Origin of the sequence: Nitratireductor sp. XY-223 (assembly GCF_004959855.1) — a bacterium.
GTDB lineage: Bacteria > Pseudomonadota > Alphaproteobacteria > Rhizobiales > Rhizobiaceae > Hoeflea_A.
In genome coordinates this window covers 69,701-88,935 of the sequence record NZ_SPNT01000005.1, presented here as the reverse complement: position 1 = coordinate 88,935, position 19,235 = coordinate 69,701, and the positions used below count along the sequence as shown (strand labels likewise).

Here is a 19,235-nt window from a genome sequence, read left to right as displayed (position 1 = left end):
TCAATGTAACGTCGCGCTAGAGGTACGTGCTCTGGCTTGCGTGAAGCTTGACCTCGCATGATGCGCGGGCCGCCCTGCGAAAGCTTCGCACAAGGCTGCAACCGTAGTTTCGGCTCCGGCAAAAGAAGGGAACTTGGCGGCCTGCGCCGATTTCAAACGACGAGAGCACGATGGTAACCACCTACACCAGCTACCTGAACATTGCCAACAATCTGGACCGTTCCATCGAACTGGTCGGTGAACAGCCCATCGTCGCCCGCGAGACCGAATATTACCTGGCGACGATCGGAACCATCGATTCCGTCGACGAATTCATGGCCGACAGCCGCATCTACAATTATGCGCTCAAGGCGCATGGCCTTGAGGAGATGTCCTACGCCAAGGCCTTCATCCGCAAGGTCCTGACCGAGGGGATCGACGATTCCGAGGCTTTTGCCAACCAGTTGACCGACACGCGCTATCGGGACCTGGCCGAGGCTTTCAATTTCGCCCGGCACGGCGAAACGGCGACGATCTTCACCGTGGCCCAGCAGGGAACGGTCGACAAATACATGCGCCAGACGCTGGAGGAAGACGCGGGCAACAGCAATGAGGGCGTGCGTCTTGCGCTTTATTTCGAGCGCATGGCGCCCACGCTCAGCAATGCCTACGAGATCCTCTCCGATACCGCGCTTTCGACCGTCGCGCGCACCCTGCTCAGCCTGCCTGATGAATATGCCTATACAGACATCGATATGCAGGCGGACTTTTTCGAGGCCAATCTGAATTTCGAGGATTTCCAGGATCCACAGAAACTCGGCGAGCTGATGCAGCGCTTCACCAGCCTATGGGAAATCAGCAATCCGTCCACCACGCTGAATGCGGCCTCCCTGCTTTCAACCTCAACGTCGAGGGACATCTCCCCCGACCTGATGATCGCCATCAACAATCTCAAGCTCGGCGGCTAAGGCGCAGACCATGCAGTCATCACTCTACGTTGCCCTATCCTCGCAGATCGCTCTCGAGAACCGGCTGAACACGCTGGCAGACAACATCGCCAATTCCGGCACCATCGGATACCGGCCGACCGAAATCCGGTTCGAATCGCTGCTCAACGGCACCACCGCATTCGTGTCGGAGGGTCAGACCTATCTGTCTTCGATCGGCGGCGGATTGACCCAGACGGAAAACGCGCTGGATTTCGCCGTTCAGGGCGAGGGGTGGTTTGCCATAGAAACGCCCGCCGGCCTGACCCTGACCCGGGACGGACGCTTCACCATGGCGGAGGGCGGCGATCTTGTCACGCTTCAGGGCTACCCGGTGCTCGATCCGGGCGGTGCGCCGATCCAGCTCGACGGCGCCTCCGGTCCGCCGAAGGTCTCGCGCGACGGCCTGCTTCGGCAGAACGGAGCGGTCGTCGGCTCCATAGGGGTCTATACGGTCGACATCGATCAGGGATTCGTCCGCTTTGAAAACAGCGGCGTCGTGCCGACCGCGAGGCCGGAACCCATCGTCGACAGCGCCGAATCCGGTGTGCTGCAGGGATATCTCGAAGAGTCCGGCGTCAATGCCATGTCGGAAATGAGCCGGCTTATCATGGTGACACGCGCGTTCGAAAACGCCGCCAGCCTAATCAAGGAGGGAGAAAACACCCTCGATGAGGCGGTCAGGACGCTCGGGTCCACCTGATGCGGACCGCGCGCCGAGGGGGTGATCGTTGTCCGAGGTGACCGCTCCGCAGCCCGATAGCCGGCGCCGGTCGGTAACGCTCGACGCCCTGGAGCGGCTGGTCGGGCGCTTCTCCAGTCCCGACGAGCTGGTGCGCCGCGGTGGCCTCGTTACCACCATCACGCCCAACAATTACGAGGTCTCCGGACTTTCGCCCCATGTTTGCCTTGGAGACTATGTCGAGCATCACGGGCGGGCCGGCATGACGCTTGGCGAAGTGGTCAAGGTCGAGCCGCATGCCGTCATCGTATGCCCGGTAGAGCGCGGTGAGGCGATCGCAATCGGCGACCCGGTGATCCGGTTCGGCGCCTTCCGCATCGCGCCGGACGCGAGCTGGTGCGGACGCACCATCAACGCGCTCGGGCAGCCGATCGACGGGCTGGGCGCGCTCGAGCCGGGAAAGCGGCGCCGCGCCGTCGCCAATGACGCCCCGGCCTCGATGACCCGCCAGCGCGTCAACAAGCCGTTGAAGACGGGGATCCGCGCCATCGACATCTTCTCGCCCCTCTGCCTCGGGCAGCGCCTCGGCATTTTTGCCGGGTCCGGGGTCGGCAAGTCGACCCTTTTGTCCATGCTCACCCGCGCCGACGCCTTCGACCGCGCGGTCATCGCGCTGGTCGGCGAGCGCGGGCGGGAGGTTCGCGAGTTCATCGAGGACACGCTCGGCGAACAGCTCGGCAAATCGGTCGCCGTCGTTGCGACGAGCGACGAAAGCCCGATGGTCCGCCGCATGGCGCCGATGACGGCGATGACCGTGGCCGAGCACTTTCGCGACAACGGCGAGAACGTTCTTCTCGTGGTCGACAGCATTACCCGCTTTGCCCATGCCATCCGCGAGGTCAGTGTGGCGTCCGGCGAGCTGCCCGTCGCCCGCGGTTATCCGGCGACCGTGTTCACGGAACTGCCGCGGCTGCTGGAGCGTGCCGGGCCCGGAGGCGCCAATGCCGGATCCATAACCGCCATCGTCTCGATCCTCGTGGACGGCGACAATCACAACGATCCGATCGCCGATTCGACCCGCGGGATCCTCGACGGCCACATCGTCCTCGAACGCGCACTGGCCGAGGAGGGGCGTTATCCGCCGATCAATCCTCTCGCCTCGATCTCGCGGCTGGCGCGAACCGCCTGGGAGTCCGACGAGGAAAAGCTGGTCATCCGGCTGCGCGCGCTGATCCAGCGGTTCGAGGAAACCAAGGACCTGAGACTGCTGGGCGGCTACAAGCCCGGATCGGACGCCGAACTGGACCTCGCCGTGCAGCAGGTCCCGGTGATTTACGACATCCTCAAGCAGCAGCCGCATGACAAGCCGGCGCGTGACGCCTTCAACGACCTGGCTGACGCAATGAAACAGGCCGCCGCCAGGGCGCAGCAGGAGCAAAAGCCCGGACAATGAGATGAGCGCATTCCATGAGCGATAGAGCCGAGAAAAACAGCGCCGGACAGGACCTTCCGGAGCTGCCGCGCGGCGACGGAGACCGCGCCGACCGCGTCCTGATCGTTGCGGGTCTGGGGATTGCCGCCTTTGCCGCCTTTTTCCCCTGGTATGTTTTTCTCAACCAGGAGAAATTCGGGATACAGCCCTACGCGTTGTCGACCGGGCGCGATATGGCCGGCATGCCCGGCCGCGGCGCCGTCAGCGTGTCGCCGCTTTCGATTCCCGATGCGGACGAGAACGCAGAAGACGAGGATTTCGACTCGATCACCACTGCGACCGTCACCCTCGACGGCCGCGAGGGGGAGTTCGAGGCAGAGGATGACGGCGAGGTCCCCCAACAGGCCTTCCCGGGCGTCAGGTCCGCCTTCCGTCTGCTGCACGTTGTCAATGGCCGGGCGCTGATCGAGGACGGCAACGGGGTCTATGTGGTGCGGGTGGGATCGATCCTGCCGGACGACAGCCGGCTGGCGACGCTCGAACAAAGGGACGGGCGCTGGGTCATCGTCACCTCCGAGGGTGAGGTCATCGAGCGCTAGTTTCAGGCGCGACCGGTGCAATTCTTGTGCACGGCGCCGCACCCGCAAGTCCCGCGCAAGATTGAATTTCTAATTTGCCCCGCAAAGGGGAGATTCGGATGGAGCCGATCCAGCTGTTTGAACTTGCGTCGGACAAGGCCCATTGGCTGTCCGTCCGGCAAAGTGTCGTGGCCGGCAACATCGCCAACGCCAACACGCCGGACTATGTCGCGATGGACATCGACCCGTTCGAAACGGTGCTCGATACGGTCGGTACGCAAATGGCGGCCACCCATCCGGCGCATCTGACCGAAGATCCCTTGCGCGGATCGGTGCGGGCGGGCACCGATCAGGGCTTCGACATAGCGCCCTCCGGCAATGCAGTGTCGCTGGAAGAAGAGCTGATCAAGGCGGGTGAGATCCGCAAGGAATACGAACTCAGCACCGGCCTTTTGCGCTCTTTTCATCGCATGATGCTTCTGACGGTGGCGAAATGACCGTGATCGATCCTCTTTCCGCGGCTTTGAAGACCGCCGCATCCGGCCTTGAGGCGCAGTCGGTGCGCCTGCGTGTCGTGGCGGAGAACATGGCCAATGCCCAGACAACGGGCTCGGCGCCGGGCGAGAATCCCTATCAGCGCAAGACCATCGGCTTCGTGTCGGAGCTCGATGCGCTTACCGGCGCATCGATGGTCCGGATCGAATCGATCGGCCGGGACAATTCCGAATTCTCCATCGAGTTCGATCCCGGCCATTCGGCCGCCGATGAAAACGGCATGGTGAAACTGCCGAATGTCAACGTGCTCGTGGAAATGGCCGACATGCGCGAGGCAAACCGCTCCTACGAGGCCAACCTGCAGACGATCAAGCAGGCGCGCGAACTGATTTCGATGACCATTGACCTGTTGAGGACGTCGTCATGATCGATGCCGTCGGCGCCGCCGCAATCACCTCCCTGACGCGTCCCGTCGAGCAGACCGCGGAAGCGGGCGCCACCGGCCCCGCGTCCGGTTCCGGCGGATCGGAATTCTCGGCGATGTTGTCCGACATGGTTTCCGACATGACGGCGACCATGCACCGGGGCGAGGAAATGTCCATCAAGGGGATCAACGGCCAGGCCGGAACGCAGGAAGTGGTCGAGGCGGTCATGAGCGCCGAGCGGACCCTGCAGACGGCGATCGCCGTGCGCGACAAGATCGTCACCGCCTATCTCGAAATCAGCCGTATGGCCATCTGAGGAGAACCGCAATGAAAGCACTGGCCATCGCTGCGACGGGCATGAACGCCCAGCAACTCAATCTCGAGGTGATTGCGAACAACATCGCCAACATCAACACGACCGGCTTCAAGCGCGCCCGCGCCGAGTTTTCGGACCTGCTCTACCAGGTTGAAAAGGCGCAGGGCGTTCCGACGGCCGCCAACCAGGCGATTGTCCCCGAAGGCGCCTATGTCGGCCTTGGCGTCCAGACCATGGCGATACGCAACGTTCACATCCAGGGATCACTGGTCAATACCGGCAATTCCATGGACCTGGCGCTCGTCGGACGCGGCTGGTTCCAGGTGCAGAGTACTGACGGTGAAACGCTCTACACGCGGTCCGGCGCCCTCAATACCAACGCCAACGGCGAAATCGTCACCGCCGACGGTTACCTGCTTGAACCCGCCATCGCGCTTCCCGAAGGCACCAGTGAGACCGTCGTCACCAAGTCGGGCCAGGTCTTCGTGCGGGTCGGCGATGACGTCGACCTGCAGGAGGTCGGTCAGATCACCATCGCCAACTTCGTGAACGAGGCCGGACTGGCGCCGCTCGGCGACAATCTGTTCCAGGAGACCGATGCATCCGGAACGGCGATCGTCGGGGTCCCGGATGATCCGGGTTTCGCATCGATCGAACAGGGATACCTGGAAGCCTCCAATGTCGATGCCGTGAAGGAGATCACCGACCTGATCTCCGCTCAGCGCGCCTATGAGATGAACTCGAAGGTCATCAAGGCGGCCGATGAAATGGCGTCCATCGTTTCGCAGAGCATGTGATCGGACCGTAGATGAAGTTCAGAACCGCCCTTGCCGTCCTGCTGATCCTGCTGACAGGTGTTTGGCGCGTGGCGGCTGCGGAACCGTTCGCCGTCATTCCGAAACGGATCATCTATCCCGGCGAGACCGTCGAGGCGCACATGCTCGAAATGGTCAAGGTCACCAACAGGAACGTGCGGCGCGACTATGCGTCCTCGATGGACGAGGTCGAGGGCATGGTCGCCAAGCGCACGCTGCTTCCCGGGCGCGTGGTTCCGGTCTCGTCCGTGCGTGAACCCTACACGGTCGAACGCGGTTCCGTGGTCACCATGGTGTTTTCCCAGAACGGCCTGACCATCACCGCGCCCGGCAGTCCATTGAAGAACGGGTCCGTCGGCGATTTCATCCGGGTGCGCAACGTCAACACCGGCGTCATGGTTTCCGGCACGGTTATGGCCGACGGCACGGTCAGGGTCGCAGCCCAATGAGGTGGCGGGCGGCGGCATTCGCGGTTGTCCTGGCCTTTGCTTCCGCCTTGCCGGCCGGCGCGGCGTCGCGCATCAAGGATATCGCCTCCCTCCAGAGCGCACGCCAGAACCAGCTCATCGGCTACGGCCTTGTCATCGGCCTGCAGGGAACCGGCGACAGCCTGCGCGGCTCTCCCTTTACCGAGCAGTCGCTGCGCGCCATGCTGGAGAATCTCGGTATCGCCACGGAGGGTGCCGCCGCCCGCGTCAACAACGTCGCGGCGGTCATCGCGACGGCTGACCTGCCGCCCTTTGCCAGCGTTGGTTCGCGCATCGATGTCAGTGTCTCGTCGCTCGGCGATGCGACATCGCTGCGCGGCGGTATTCTTGTCATGACGCCGCTCTCGGCGGCCGACGGCGAGATCTACGCCGTTTCCCAGGGTTCCGTGGTCGTCTCCGGGTTCACCGCCGAGGGTGACGCGCAGACCCTCACGTCGGGTGTGACCACCACCGGGCGGGTGCCGGGCGGCGCAATCATCGAGCGCGAGATCCCGATGCGCTTCACCGACACCGGCCATCTGATCTTTCAGTTGCGCAATCCGGATTTCTCGACTGCGGTCTCGGTTGCCGACGCCATCAACCGCCATACCGGCAAACGCTACGGCGGCATGCTGGCCAGCGCCAACGATTCGACCACGGTGCGCGTGGCGCGGCCCAAGAACGTCGCGCTGCCGCGGTTCGTCGCCGAGATCGAGCGGCTGGTGGTCGAGACCGATGCGCCGGCACGCGTCGTGGTCAACGAGCGCACCGGAACCATCGTCATGGGGCACGATGTCCGCATTTCGAAAGTCGCCGTCAGTCACGGGACACTCACCATTCGGGTCAACGAATCGCCGATCATCTCGCAGCCCCTGCCGTTCAGCGACGGCGTTACCGCGGTCGAGCCGTTGACCGATATCACCGCCATGACGGAGGGCGGCCAGGTCGCCATTCTCAACGGACCCAACCTCCAGACGCTGGTCGCCGGGCTCAACAGCATCGGCGTGCGCCCCGACGGGATCATCGCGATCCTGCAGGGCATTAAGTCGGCCGGCGCGCTGCAGGCTGAGCTGGTGCTGCAATGAGGAAAATGGTGCGATCATTCCTGACCAAGACACTGGCAGCGTCCCTGGCCCTGGCGACCGCCTTCGGCGCCTGGGGACTGCCCCTGAACCTTTCCCTGGCGGCCGAAAAGGACGCGGAAACGATGCAGAACGAGATCTCGGACGAGATCCGCGCCTTCTGCACCAACATTGCAGACGCCGCCCGCGACCGTCGTTATCTCCTCCAGAAACAGGAGCTCGAGCAGTTGCAGGCCGACATCGAGGACCGTATCGCGACGCTGGAAAAGCGCCGCGCCGAATACGAGCACTGGCTGAACCTGCGCAATGAGTTCCTGGTCAAGGCGGAAGGCGGTCTGGTGGAGATCTACAAGAACATGCGCGCCGATTCAGCCGCCGAGAAGCTCGAACTCGTCGATGTGAATGTCGCCGCCGCCATCGTCATGAAACTGAAACCCCGGCTCGCCAGCCAGATCCTCAACGAGATGGACGCCGAGACCGCGGCGAATCTCACCAGCATCATAGCCAGCGCCGCCGACACCAACATTCCGGACGAACCCTCATGATTGGCCGTTTCTTGCTGATACTGCTTTCATTTGTTCTGGCCGGCTGCGGGTCCAGCACATTCAACGACATCGGCCGCGCCCCGACCATGAGCCCGATGGGCAGCGGGTTGCGCTACGGCCAGACGCCCCAGATGGCGCTTTATCCGAAACCGCCGCGCAAGCCGGGCAATGGCTATTCCCTTTGGACCGACGCGCAAAGCGACTTGTTCAAGGATGCCCGCGCCATGTCCGTCGGCGACATTCTGACGGTGAACATCGCCATCAACGACAAGGCGACCTTCGATAATGCCACCGACAGGGACCGCACGAATTCCAGTGGGATCAACGCCGGCGGCAGCTACGCGGTCAACGGATCGGGGTCCGACGGGGAATTCGGTTTGACCTTCGGCTCCAACACCAGCACCGAAGGCAAGGGCACCACCGCGCGTTCCGAGACGCTTGAGCTGCGCGTCGCGGCCGTGGTCACCGGCGTCCTCGACAACGGCAACCTGGTGATCAGCGGCTCGCAGGAGGTGCGCGTCAACTACGAGATGCGCATCCTGAACATTGCCGGCATCGTGCGTCCGCGCGACGTCGACGCCTACAACACGATCGCCTACGAGAAGATTGCCGAGGCGCGTGTCTCCTACGGCGGTCGCGGCCGGTTGATGGAGGTCCAGCAGCCGCCGGTCGGCCAGCAGATCGTGGATATTTACTCACCAATTTAGATGCCAAGCAGGGTGACATGAAGACACCTGGAGAAAAGACGAAGAAAAGCGGCGGGTCCTTCATCGTGACGGCAGCGGTGCTGTTGGTGCTGTCGGCCCTGGCCGGCGGCGGCGGATGGCTGGTCGGCATGATTGCCGGCGCCAAAAACAAGGAAATGGCGTCCGCGGCGCTCGAGAAGGCCGCGCGGGAAAAGATGGGCTCCGAGGAGGATGCCGACGCGGACGACAGCGTAACCGCTGCCGTGATCGCCGATCACCAGATTCTCACTCTGGCGCCGATCACCACCAATCTGTCCTTTCCGTCCAACAGCTGGGTCCGGGTGGAAGTGGCCCTGGTATTCGACAGGGAGCCCGATCCCACCCTGGCCGAACTGATCCACCAGGACGTGATGGCCTACATGCGTACTGTTTCGCTTCCCCAGATCGAAGGACCGCGCGGGTTCCAGCACCTGCGCGACGATCTCTCCGAACGTGCCGTGATCCGCTCCAACGGCCGTGTCTCGAAACTGCTTTTCCGGACCTTTCTGATCGAATGATACGATTACTTCTGGCAGCACTCGCCATGATGGCGATGGTGGCCACGGCCGAAGCCCAGACCCTGGACCCGAACATACTCACGCAGCCCGTGGACGGTTCGGTCGCGAGCTGGATCATCCGCACCTTCGGTCTGCTGACGGTGCTGTCCATCGCGCCCGGCATACTCATCATGGTGACCAGCTTCCCTCGATTTGTCATCGCCTTCGCGATCCTGCGGGCGGGCATGGGGCTGATGACGACACCGGCGAACCTCATCCTCATCAGCCTGGCGCTGTTCATGACTTTCTACGTCATGGCGCCGACCTTCGACCGCGCCTGGGAAAACGGCGTCCAGCCGCTGCTCGACAACCAGATCGGCGAGGCGGAGGCCTTCGAGCGCATCGGCGATCCGTTCCGCGACTTCATGCTGTCCAACACGCGCGACAAGGACCTGAACCTGTTTGTCGACCTCGCCGCGGAGCGCGGACAGCCGGTATCCACGGACGGCAAGGTCGATCTGCGCGTGCTGATCCCGGCTTTCATGATCTCGGAGATCAGGCGCGGATTCGAGATCGGCTTCCTTGTCGTCCTCCCGTTCCTGGTCATCGATCTGGTCGTGGCGACAATCACCATGTCCATGGGCATGATGATGCTGCCGCCGACGGCGATATCGCTGCCGTTCAAGATCCTGTTCTTCGTCCTGATCGACGGCTGGAACCTGCTGGTCGGGAGCCTGGTGCGCTCCTTCGTGTGAGCCGCTGCCGGGCGGGGTAAACCCTTTGTTAACCATGTTTTTTAGTTGTTTGTTGCGCCCGTGCGGCTGCCGCAGGGCGTTAGCCATTTCGTAACCGCTGATTGTCACAGTGCCCGGCAACATGACGGGAAAGGTCCCCACGCGTGCGTCGGGTGGCCGGCAGGCATGATGCCGATCCGCCATCACCGGTAATCAAGTCCGGTATGTCCCCTATCGTATCGGGTTACCCGAGGGACAAATCCATGACGAGTATTAATACCAACAATGCTGCGATGGCTGCGCTGCAGACGCTGCGTTCCATCAACTCCGGACTTGAGACGACGCAGGCGCGTATTTCTTCCGGTTATCGCGTTGAAACGGCATCCGACAACGCCGCCTACTGGTCGATCGCAACGACCATGCGTTCCGACAACAAGGCACTGTCCACCGTCAGCGACGCGCTGGGCCTTGGTGCCGCGAAGACCGACATCGCCTACACGGGCCTTGAAAGCGCCATCGACGTTGTCGATGAAATCAAGTCCAAGCTGGTCGCTGCCGCCGAACCGGGCGTCGACGTTGAAAAGATCAACTCGGAACTTACCGAGCTGAAGAACCAGCTTTCCTCGATTGCAGAATCGGCTTCCTTCAGTGGCGAGAACTGGCTCTACAACGACACCGGATCTGCGGCTTCCACCGCCTCGATCGTCGGATCGTTCAACCGTTCGGCCTCCGGCAATGTCTCCATCGCGACGCTTGACGTCGACGTTGCCAGCGTCGTTCTGATCGACACCACCTCGGATGCCGGCGGTATCCTGACGCAGGACATCGATGCGGACGCGCTGCTCGACACACCGACCGGCACGGCTGACAACTACTTCCTGATCGATGGCGGCGGCACGGGCGGCACGGGCACGGAGATCTCCCTGTCCTCATCCACCACGGATGCTGAAATCGAAGCCATGATCCGCGTCGCCGACGAGATCATGAGCCAGCTGACCGATGCGGCTTCCAGCCTGGGTGCGGTCAACTCCCGTATCTCCATGCAGGAGGACTTCGTTTCCAACCTGATGGACGCGATTGACCAGGGCGTCGGACGCCTGGTCGATGCCGACATGAACGAGGAATCGACAAGGCTGGCGGCCCTGCAGACCCAGCAGCAGCTGGGCATCCAGGCGCTCTCGATCGCCAACTCGAACACCCAGAACGTCCTTTCGCTCTTCCGTTAAGAGCGCCGTCAATTGACGGAATGAGGTAAAACCGGGGAGCGGCCTCTTGGCCGCTCCTTTCCAGTTGGCTGACTTTGTTTTCGTTCAGCACGATGAAACGCCGCATCCCGCAGGGGATTGCGGCGTTTTGTATTGTGCGCTTTTTCCGCAGATCAGGGCGCTGGCAGGGCCGTTCGTTAACAAGAGGTAAACGTTTACCGTCCATTAACCAAAAAAAACAACCGCTTGTGCGGCTTTGTTCAGAATTGATTAACCTTAATAATGTGTTGTATTGGCGACGAATGACGGACCGGGTTGGCGCCTTTACGCAGGTGGACCCCAGGTGAGCATGATGCGACACCGTCGTTGCCGGTCCACTCCGGCATGTCCCTTAGATGTCGACTGTCAGAAGGGGCAGACAATGACAAGCATTATGACCAACACCGCCGCCATGGCCGCGCTGCAAACGCTCCGTGGCATCAACTCTTCCATGGAAATGACGCAGGCTCGGATTTCTTCCGGCTATCGCGTTGAAACCGCTTCCGACAACGCCGCCTACTGGTCGATCGCGACGACCATGCGCTCCGACAACAAGGCGCTGTCCACCGTCAGCGACGCGCTCGGCCTCGGCGCTGCCAAGGTCGATGTCGCTTATACGGCGCTCGACAGCGCCATCGACGTTGTCGACGAGATCAAGTCCAAGCTGGTCGCCGCTGCCGAACCCGGCGTCGACAAGGAAAAGATCAATTCGGAACTCGCCGAGCTGAAGAAGCAGCTTTCGTCGATTGCCGAATCGGCCTCCTTCAGCGGCGAGAACTGGCTTTACAACGACACCGGCGCGGCTGCAGCGACAGCCTCGATCGTTGGCTCCTTCAACCGCTCCGCATCCGGCAATGTCTCGATCGCAACGCTTGACGTCGATGTCGCGGCTGTCGTCCTGATCGACACGACGTCAGATGCCGGCGGCATCCTGACCAAGGACATTGATGCTGACCAATTGCTTGATACGCCGTCCGGCACCGTTGACAATTGGTTCCTGATCGATGGCGGCGGCACCGGCGGTACCGGCACGGAAATCGCCCTGTCCACGGCAACCACCGACGCCGAGGTCGAGGCCATGATCCGCGTCGCCGACGAGATCCTCAACCAGCTCACCGATGTGGCATCGGATCTCGGTGCGATCAACAGTCGCGTCGAGATGCAGGAGACCTTCGTGTCCAACCTGATGGACTCCATCGACAAGGGCGTCGGACGCCTGGTCGATGCCGATATGAACGAGGAATCGACACGCCTGTCGGCCCTGCAGACCCAGCAGCAGCTCGGCATCCAGGCGCTGTCGATCGCCAACTCCTCCTCGCAGAATATCCTGCGGCTCTTCCAGTAATGGCAGACACCCGGCCCTCTTCAGGGCCGGGACCGCCAAGGCGGACGCAGCGGCATTTCACGCCAGCGATTCGCCTCGGCGCAGATATCCGGCAAAAATTGGAACCGCATCACGCAAGTGGTGCGGTTTCTCTTTTTATCAATCTGTTTTTATTTACGTTTTCGTTACGATATTTAACCGCTTGCGGTGCGGGTTAATACTCTGTTAACCATAGTCTTAGTAGATTTGTTAACGAATGGCGGGTTGACCTTTTTCGATCCGGATCAGCGGGCATGATGCCAGCCGCCATTGCCGGCACGACCGATCCGGCATGTCCCCTTTCTATAATTTTTTGGTAACAGGGGCAGCCCGATGACCAGCATTATGACCAATGCCGCCGCCATGGCGGCCCTGCAGACGCTCCGTGGCATCAACTCTTCAATGGAAACGACGCAGGCACGAATTTCATCGGGCTACCGCGTCGAGACCGCTTCCGACAACGCCGCCTACTGGTCGATCGCCACGACCATGCGCTCCGACAACAAGGCGCTGTCCACCGTCAGCGATGCGCTCGGCCTCGGCGCCGCCAAGGTCGATGTCGCCTATACGGCTCTTTCCAGCGCCATCGACGTTGTCGACGAGATCAAGTCCAAGCTGGTCGCCGCTGCCGAACCCGGCGTCGACAAGGTAAAGATCAACTCGGAACTCGCCGAGCTGAAGAAGCAGCTTTCGTCGATTGCCGAATCGGCCTCCTTCAGCGGCGAGAACTGGCTCTTCAATGACACCGGCGCGGCTGCAGCGACGGCCTCGATCGTTGGCTCCTTCAACCGCTCCGCATCCGGCAATGTCTCGATCGCAACGCTTGATGTCGATGTCGCGGCTGTCGTCCTGATCGACACGACGTCAGATGCCGGCGGCATCCTGACCAAGGACATTGACGCTGACCAATTGCTTGATACGCCGTCCGGCACCGTTGACAATTGGTTCCTGATCGATGCGGGCGGCACCGGCGGCACGGGTACGGAAATCGCCCTGTCCGGATCAACCACCGACGCCGAGGTCGAGGCCATGATCCGCGTCGCCGACGAGATCCTCAACCAGCTCACCGATGTGGCATCGGATCTCGGTGCGATCAACAGCCGTGTCCAGATGCAGGAGACCTTCGTGTCCAACCTGATGGACTCCATCGACAAGGGCGTCGGACGCCTGGTCGATGCCGACATGAACGAGGAATCGACACGGCTGAACGCGCTGCAAACCCAGCAGCAGCTGGGCATCCAGGCGCTGTCGATCGCCAACTCCACGTCGCAGAACGTCCTGCAGCTCTTCCAGGGCTAGCGCTGAGCATACGACATTGAGACGGCCGGCAACCCGGCCGTCTTTCCTGCTCCTTTCAGCCGCAGCACGCCGGTTTTTCCATCACCTTCGCACAAGTTTCAAAACCTATGCTTCGCGGCAAATGCTGCACGCGGGCGCACCGGCGTTGCAGGCCCGGAGGTGATTGAATGGCCATTGCGATCGAGCGCTATCTGAAAGACTTCGGAAAGCCCGAGACTTTTGTGGTTGCCGACGATATCGAATTGCTGCCGGGACCGCCCGAACCTCAGGATGCGGTGACGGTGGCACCGCAGTCGACGCTGCCGGTCGCGGCGGCCGTCGATGTGGAGGCCGAAAGGGCCGAGGCCATGGAACGCGGCCGGCTGGAGGGTGCGCAGGCGGCCGAAATCCGACTCAACGAAGCTTTCGAGGAGGAGCGTGGCCGCCACCGCGATGAGATCAACGAACTGCGCACGCGCTACGAACAGGATTTGACCACCGTTGTCGCGACCCGCTACGACGCGCTGTGCGACGAGTTGGTGGAGGCGTTGGGAGCCCAGGTCACCCGCATTCTCGCACCGCTCTTCGAACAGTCGCTGAGCGAGCAGATGGTCGCCTCCCTTGCCGCCGCCATACGGCAGACGCTGAAGGACCGGACGGCGACGGTGATGACGGTCACCGGCCCGGCCTCGATATTCGAAAACCTCAAGACCGCGCTCGGCGAGGACGCCGCGCAGCTCGAATTCGTCGAGAGCGATGAATTCGATCTGACCGTCCGTGTCGACGACGCCGTGCTGTGCACCAGGCTGTCCGAATGGGCGGACCGCCTCCGCGAGGTGCTGCCTTGAGCGAGAGCCAGTCGAGACACCACTCCGGTGGAGAGGTCATCATCGTCAAGAAGCGCGGCGGTGGTCATGACGGTCACCACGGCGGCGCCTGGAAGATCGCCTATGCCGACTTCATGACCGCCATGATGGCCTTCTTTCTGGTCATGTGGTTGATCAATGCCTCCAATGACGAGACCAGGGCGGCTGTCGCCAGCTATTTCAACCCCATCAGGCTGACCGACAACAAACCTGCCGAGCGCGGCCTGAAGCAGCAGGATCAGGCGACGGTGGGCGACGAGGTCGAATATCTGTCGGACAGCGACAAGGCCGGCTACGAGGCCGGTCCGCAGACCGGCGGCGGCGACGACATCGATTCCGCGGCGGGCGAGGAAGCCAAGTACTCGGATGCCGACTTTTTTGAAAACCCGTATTCAATACTCGCCGAAATAGCCCTCGAGACAGGCCAGCAGACCAACGTCAGCGCCGCCGGAGAGGGCGGGGCGAACACGTCCGGACCGGCGACCGGCGCCTCCGGCGGCGAAGCGTATCGCGATCCCTTCGATCCCGACTTCTGGTCAAAGGCGATCGAGATAGCAACGTCGTCCGATGTGACGGAGACCGGCACCGAGAAGGGCATCCTTGAGGGCGGCAGCCGCGATGCCATCGAGGAAGCGCTGGAAGCGGCCGCACCGGTCAGCGAGGAACTGGAACGCTCGGTGGAGGCCGCCGGAGAGGCGGCCGGCGGCAAGACCGGCCGGCTTGTCGTTGACGCCGACGGCGAGGTTCAGGTCGAGGAGGCGGCCGATCCGGCAGCGCTAGAAGAGGCGCCGACTGTAGAGCAGGAGCAGGAGGCGACCGAACTCAAGGAACAGATCGAGCAGGCGCTCTCGGAGGACCAGATCCAGCTTGGCGACGGGCTGACGGTGGCACCCGCCGAAGGTGGATTGCTGGTTTCCCTTACCGACGAAGTGAAGGGCGGCATGTTCAATGTGGGCTCCGCGGTTCCGAAACGGGACCTTGTCCTCGCGATGGCCGAGATCGGCCGTATCTTGTCCGAACGCCAGGGGGCCGTCGCCATTCGAGGCCACACGGATGCCCGCCCGTTTGCCGGGACGAAGAACGACAACTGGAAGCTCTCCATGGCCCGGGCGCACAGCGCCTACTACATGCTCATCCGCGGCGGCTTGGATGAAAACCGGATCGTCGAGGTTTCCGGATTCGCCGACCGCAAGCTGAAGGACGCGGAGGACCCGCTGGCCGATGCCAACAGGCGCATCGAGATCCTGATCGTCGGGCCTGCGGGGTAGCGGCCGATGGTATCCGTTCAAGAGCGCATGGCAGGATCGATCGCACGGTGTGTCCGCCGCGCCCTGCCAATGCTCGTTTTGCCGTTTTTCGCGGCGGTGGCCCATTCTGCGGCCGATGACGGTGATGCGGGCCTTGCGCCCTACAAGATCGTCCGCTCGCTGCAATTCGTGCAGGACGCGGTGGTGCAGGGCGACCATTCGGCCGGCGAGATGCAGCGCCATCTGCTCAAGATCGTTGACCAGAACCTGCGCTCCGCGAGCCAGGAAACGTTTGAAGACAACCGCAATGTCGAGGCCGCCTTTATCTACGCGATGAGCGGCGGCAATCCGGAAACGCTGGTGTTGTTGGTCGAAAACGATGTCGAGGAGCGGTTCGACCGCCGGCTCTCGGCCGCGCTCAATGCCTATTTCTCGGGTTCGCCGGAGGCCGCGCGGCCCGTATTTCAAGGACTGCTTCCCGAATTCGCCGACAGCCGGATCGGCGCCTATCTGATGCTGGTCACCGCCAATGTCGTCGCGGCAAAGAACGAGGAAGAGGCGCTGCGCCTGTTCGATTGGGCCCGCCTTCTCGCGCCCGGAACCATCATCGAGGAATCGGCGCTTCGGCGGGCGACACACATTGCATCGCGCACGGGTGACGTCGGCCGCGCGCTCGACAATGCCGAGCGCTATGTGCGCCGTTTCCTGCATTCGCCCTATGCCAGCCAGTTCGTCGATATCTTCGTCTATGCCATCGTCTATCACTCCGAAAGCGTCGACCGTGAGCGGGTGGAGTACATCCTTTCGCTGATGGACCGCTCGCGGCAGCGCGAAATCTATTTGCGCATGGCGCGCATGGGAACGATCGCCGGCAAGGAGGACATCGCGCTTCTTGCGGCCTCGCGTGCCGAGTCGCTGTCGGGCGAGACCCGCGATGTCGTGCGCGATCTGGCCGGGTTCTATGCCGGCATTGCGAAGGTTCCGACAGGCGACGTGACGGAAGCGATCGAAACCATCGCGGCGATTCCGGATGACAAGCTTTCGCAGCGGGACCGCGCCCTGCGGGACGCCGCAAAGACGATTGCCAGGCAGGTGACGGCGCCGCCCGATCCGCAAAGGCTGGCCATGCCGGTGCCGTCATCTGAGTTAACGGCGGCTGACGACATGGAAAAGGACGATCCGGAGGCGGATGCCCCGGTGGTGGAAAGCGACGGCCACGACCTGTTCCTTGCCGCAAAGAGAGCCACGATAGAGGACATCGATTCCATGCTGGACGGGAGCAGTGATGAATAGCAATGCGCCATCGGGCCCGGGCAAGGGCGCTGCCGACACCGCCGCCCTCCTCGGCAAGGGGACCGGGCCGAAACAACAGGGTGCTTCGAAATCCGCGGACGGATCCGCCTTCGACGCGGCCGTTCTCGAGGCTCGGGGCAACGCCCCGTCGGATCCGCCGGGAACGCCGGCGAAGACCACCGGAACCGCGGATGACGCAGGCGCGGGACGTGCAGATCCGCAGCCGCGTTCCGAACGGCCGCTCGTCACCATCATGGACAAGTCAGCCCTCAAGGATGGAGAGATCGCAGCGCCAGCACCGGGCCCGGCGCCCGGGGGAACACGCGCCGAGCCGCTGCCCCCGGACATGGACCCGGGCGGCCCGGACGCGGGGAAACCGCAAATGCGGGCCGCGGTCGAAGCCGGCGATCCGGGAAAGATGACGGATACGCCCGCGGACAGGGACGTGACGGAATTGCCGCGCGCTGCAAACCCGTTACAGGACCTGCCGCCGGCGCCTGTTCACGGCATAATGCCGGGGCATGCATCGCAGCGGGAAATGTCGCGTTCCAGTGCCAACGCGGATTCACCCACACGGCCGACCGCCGATGCTGTCCTTGCCGGGCGCAGCGACGCAGGGACTTCGGCAAACGACGCGACTGGGCCGCACATGCGCGGCGACGGTGACCGGTCCGGCGGCAGGCAGCAGGGCGATGCCGATGCGCCGGGGGGCGCCCGCCGGGTGCTCGACCTGTTCGGATTTGCCCGCAGCAGGGACGCGGTTACGCCGGGCGGGGGTGGAACGCCCCAGCCGCCGGCCGGCGGCGCTGAACCGGTCAGCCTGTCCAGCAACATGGTGACAGTGATCGAGGCACGGCAGTTTCCGGGATTGTCGGCCAGCCAGTCGAGCGCGGCCGCCGTGGTCAGCGCTGTAACCGGCGACGCGTCCTGGAGTGCGATGCTGCGCGGAGCGGAATCGATTTCCGCGCAAAGCCTCGATCAGGCGCAGAATACGGTCAATACGCTCAAGATCCGCCTCAATCCGGCCGAGCTTGGATCCGTCGACGCAACGCTGAAACTGTCGGGCGGGCAGCTTCTGGTCGAACTGAAGGTCGAGACAATCGAGGCCTATCGGCACCTCGCCGACGGCCAGCAGCAGATAATAAAGGCGCTCAAGGGCCAGGGATATGCGGTTGAACACATCACCATCCAGCCGCCCGGACAGGAGCGCGGACTGATCCAGCAGTCGGTCACCGCCTCGCAGGGCGGCAGTCAGACTTCCGGTGACGCTTCCCTGCAGTCCGGACAGCAGAATTCCGCGGACAACGGAACGGGCGACAGCCCGGGCCGGCGCGACAGGGACGGGCAGGACAATGATCGCAACAATTCGGGTGACCAGCCGGCTGCTGATGATGCTGCCGGTCTGTCTGACGCTGTTTATCTTTGAGGCCGCCGCAGCGGCCAATTCGTGCGAACGGCAGATCGCCTCGGCCGCAAAGAGGCACGGCGTTCCGGTCGGAATTCTCTACTCCGTTGGCCTTGCCGAGACCGGCCGCAAGGGATCGCTGCATCCCTATGCGCTGAACATCGAGGGGCAGGCGGTGTTTGCGAGCGACATCGGCGAGGCGCTCCAGGCTTTTCACCGGGCCAGAGCAAAGGGCCGGAAACTCATCGATCTCGGCTGCATGCAGATCAATCACCATTACCACCGCGGTGAATTTGCCAATTTGAGGTCGATGCTGGATCCGGCGAAGAACGTCGACTACGCGGCGAAATTCCTCGCCGACCTGCGCAGACGGCACAGCAGCTGGACGATGGCGGTCGCCCGTTACCACGCCGGTCCGCACAACGACCCGGCACAGAAAAAGTATGTTTGCCGCGTCATCCGCAACCTGGTCGCGACCGGATACGGACGGTGGACAGCCGAGGCAAAGACCTTCTGCAAATAACACGTAAAAGTAGTAGTTGCCGTTTTGGCGGGTTGTGCGCTGAATTGTGACGATGGCGTGGTCTGTCAAGACACAATTCGTTAATCGTCCAACGGAAGTGTTAACATTTCCACAGCTAATATGTATCTACCCACAGCCTGACACTATATCTAGTGGCAAATCACGGCTCATGTCGTGTTCAACTACTAAAAAGCACCATTAACTTTCTATAATTGTCGATGATTCCGCCCTTTCGTTACCAATTGATTAACGGGGATG

At 62.6% G+C, this 19,235-nt stretch carries 22 protein-coding genes; all 22 read left to right on the top strand.

The window, feature by feature from the left end; genetic code table 11:
* Positions 1 to 170: 170 nt before the first annotated feature.
* The 22 genes from E4M07_RS17715 (at position 171) to E4M07_RS17610 (ending at position 18,977) form a co-directional block, all read left to right on the top strand.
* Positions 171 to 947: a DUF1217 domain-containing protein gene (locus tag E4M07_RS17715; protein WP_136659723.1), complete on the top strand. Its 777-nt coding sequence runs from the start codon at positions 171 to 173 to the stop codon at positions 945 to 947.
* A 10-nt stretch (positions 948 to 957) separates the two neighbouring features.
* Positions 958 to 1,668, top strand: a complete 711-nt coding sequence (flgF, locus tag E4M07_RS17710; protein ID WP_136659722.1) for a flagellar basal-body rod protein FlgF — start codon at positions 958 to 960, stop codon at positions 1,666 to 1,668.
* Between the two features lie 37 nt (positions 1,669 to 1,705).
* On the top strand, positions 1,706 to 3,100 hold the full coding sequence (gene fliI, locus E4M07_RS17705; RefSeq protein WP_136659993.1) for a flagellar protein export ATPase FliI: 1,395 nt from the start codon (positions 1,706 to 1,708) through the stop codon (positions 3,098 to 3,100).
* A 14-nt stretch (positions 3,101 to 3,114) separates the two neighbouring features.
* On the top strand, positions 3,115 to 3,678 hold the full coding sequence (locus tag E4M07_RS17700; RefSeq protein ID WP_169054269.1) for a flagellar protein: 564 nt from the start codon (positions 3,115 to 3,117) through the stop codon (positions 3,676 to 3,678).
* A 98-nt stretch (positions 3,679 to 3,776) separates the two neighbouring features.
* Positions 3,777 to 4,154 carry a flagellar basal body rod protein FlgB gene (gene flgB, locus E4M07_RS17695; RefSeq protein WP_136659721.1) on the top strand — a complete coding sequence of 126 codons (378 nt, stop codon included), beginning with the start codon at positions 3,777 to 3,779 and terminating at the stop codon, positions 4,152 to 4,154.
* A gap of 5 nt (positions 4,155 to 4,159) precedes the next feature.
* Positions 4,160 to 4,579 carry a flagellar basal body rod protein FlgC gene (gene flgC / locus E4M07_RS17690; protein WP_136659991.1) on the top strand — a complete coding sequence of 140 codons (420 nt, stop codon included), beginning with the start codon at positions 4,160 to 4,162 and terminating at the stop codon, positions 4,577 to 4,579.
* Entirely contained in the window at positions 4,576 to 4,893 is a 318-nt protein-coding gene (locus E4M07_RS17685; RefSeq protein ID WP_136659720.1) for a flagellar hook-basal body complex protein FliE, read from the top strand. Before flgC ends, E4M07_RS17685 begins: the two co-directional genes overlap by 4 nt.
* Positions 4,894 to 4,904: 11 nt before the next feature.
* Positions 4,905 to 5,690 carry a flagellar basal-body rod protein FlgG gene (gene flgG, locus E4M07_RS17680; RefSeq protein WP_136659719.1) on the top strand — a complete coding sequence of 262 codons (786 nt, stop codon included), beginning with the start codon at positions 4,905 to 4,907 and terminating at the stop codon, positions 5,688 to 5,690.
* A gap of 11 nt (positions 5,691 to 5,701) precedes the next feature.
* Positions 5,702 to 6,157 (top strand): flagellar basal body P-ring formation chaperone FlgA, encoded by a 456-nt coding sequence (gene flgA / locus E4M07_RS17675; RefSeq protein WP_136659718.1) that lies wholly within the window; start codon positions 5,702 to 5,704, stop codon positions 6,155 to 6,157.
* Positions 6,154 to 7,260 carry a flagellar basal body P-ring protein FlgI gene (locus E4M07_RS17670; protein WP_136659717.1) on the top strand — a complete coding sequence of 369 codons (1,107 nt, stop codon included), beginning with the start codon at positions 6,154 to 6,156 and terminating at the stop codon, positions 7,258 to 7,260. The genes flgA and E4M07_RS17670 overlap by 4 nt, the downstream gene beginning before the upstream one ends.
* A 5-nt stretch (positions 7,261 to 7,265) precedes the next feature.
* Positions 7,266 to 7,802, top strand: coding sequence for a MotE family protein (locus E4M07_RS17665; RefSeq protein WP_246660494.1), 537 nt, complete (start codon positions 7,266 to 7,268; stop codon positions 7,800 to 7,802).
* Positions 7,799 to 8,509: a flagellar basal body L-ring protein FlgH gene (gene flgH / locus E4M07_RS17660; protein WP_136659715.1), complete on the top strand. Its 711-nt coding sequence runs from the start codon at positions 7,799 to 7,801 to the stop codon at positions 8,507 to 8,509. The genes E4M07_RS17665 and flgH overlap by 4 nt, the downstream gene beginning before the upstream one ends.
* Before the next feature lie 17 nt (positions 8,510 to 8,526).
* Entirely contained in the window at positions 8,527 to 9,045 is a 519-nt protein-coding gene (locus E4M07_RS17655; protein ID WP_136659714.1) for a flagellar basal body-associated FliL family protein, read from the top strand.
* Positions 9,042 to 9,779, top strand: coding sequence for a flagellar type III secretion system pore protein FliP (gene fliP / locus E4M07_RS17650; protein ID WP_136659713.1), 738 nt, complete (start codon positions 9,042 to 9,044; stop codon positions 9,777 to 9,779). Before E4M07_RS17655 ends, fliP begins: the two co-directional genes overlap by 4 nt.
* A gap of 242 nt (positions 9,780 to 10,021) precedes the next feature.
* Complete coding sequence (locus E4M07_RS17645) at positions 10,022 to 10,984, top strand: flagellin (protein WP_136659712.1); 963 nt, start codon at positions 10,022 to 10,024, stop codon at positions 10,982 to 10,984.
* A gap of 400 nt (positions 10,985 to 11,384) precedes the next feature.
* Entirely contained in the window at positions 11,385 to 12,347 is a 963-nt protein-coding gene (locus E4M07_RS17640; RefSeq protein ID WP_136659711.1) for a flagellin, read from the top strand.
* A 351-nt stretch (positions 12,348 to 12,698) separates the two neighbouring features.
* Positions 12,699 to 13,664, top strand: a complete 966-nt coding sequence (locus tag E4M07_RS17635; protein ID WP_136659710.1) for a flagellin — start codon at positions 12,699 to 12,701, stop codon at positions 13,662 to 13,664.
* A gap of 167 nt (positions 13,665 to 13,831) precedes the next feature.
* The gene (locus E4M07_RS17630) at positions 13,832 to 14,491 is read left to right on the top strand and encodes a hypothetical protein (protein WP_136659709.1); all 660 of its coding nucleotides are present in this window, start codon (positions 13,832 to 13,834) and stop codon (positions 14,489 to 14,491) included.
* The gene (locus E4M07_RS17625; protein ID WP_246660493.1) at positions 14,488 to 15,777 is read left to right on the top strand and encodes a MotB family protein; all 1,290 of its coding nucleotides are present in this window, start codon (positions 14,488 to 14,490) and stop codon (positions 15,775 to 15,777) included. Before E4M07_RS17630 ends, E4M07_RS17625 begins: the two co-directional genes overlap by 4 nt.
* Positions 15,778 to 15,783: 6 nt before the next feature.
* A complete protein-coding gene (locus E4M07_RS17620; protein ID WP_136659707.1) occupies positions 15,784 to 17,049 on the top strand; it encodes a chemotaxis protein in 1,266 nt (421 codons plus the stop codon).
* Positions 17,042 to 18,475 carry a flagellar hook-length control protein FliK gene (locus E4M07_RS17615; RefSeq protein WP_136659706.1) on the top strand — a complete coding sequence of 478 codons (1,434 nt, stop codon included), beginning with the start codon at positions 17,042 to 17,044 and terminating at the stop codon, positions 18,473 to 18,475. The genes E4M07_RS17620 and E4M07_RS17615 overlap by 8 nt, the downstream gene beginning before the upstream one ends.
* A complete protein-coding gene (locus E4M07_RS17610; protein ID WP_136659990.1) occupies positions 18,438 to 18,977 on the top strand; it encodes a transglycosylase SLT domain-containing protein in 540 nt (179 codons plus the stop codon). The genes E4M07_RS17615 and E4M07_RS17610 overlap by 38 nt, the downstream gene beginning before the upstream one ends.
* The last annotated feature ends 258 nt before the right edge of the window (positions 18,978 to 19,235 follow it).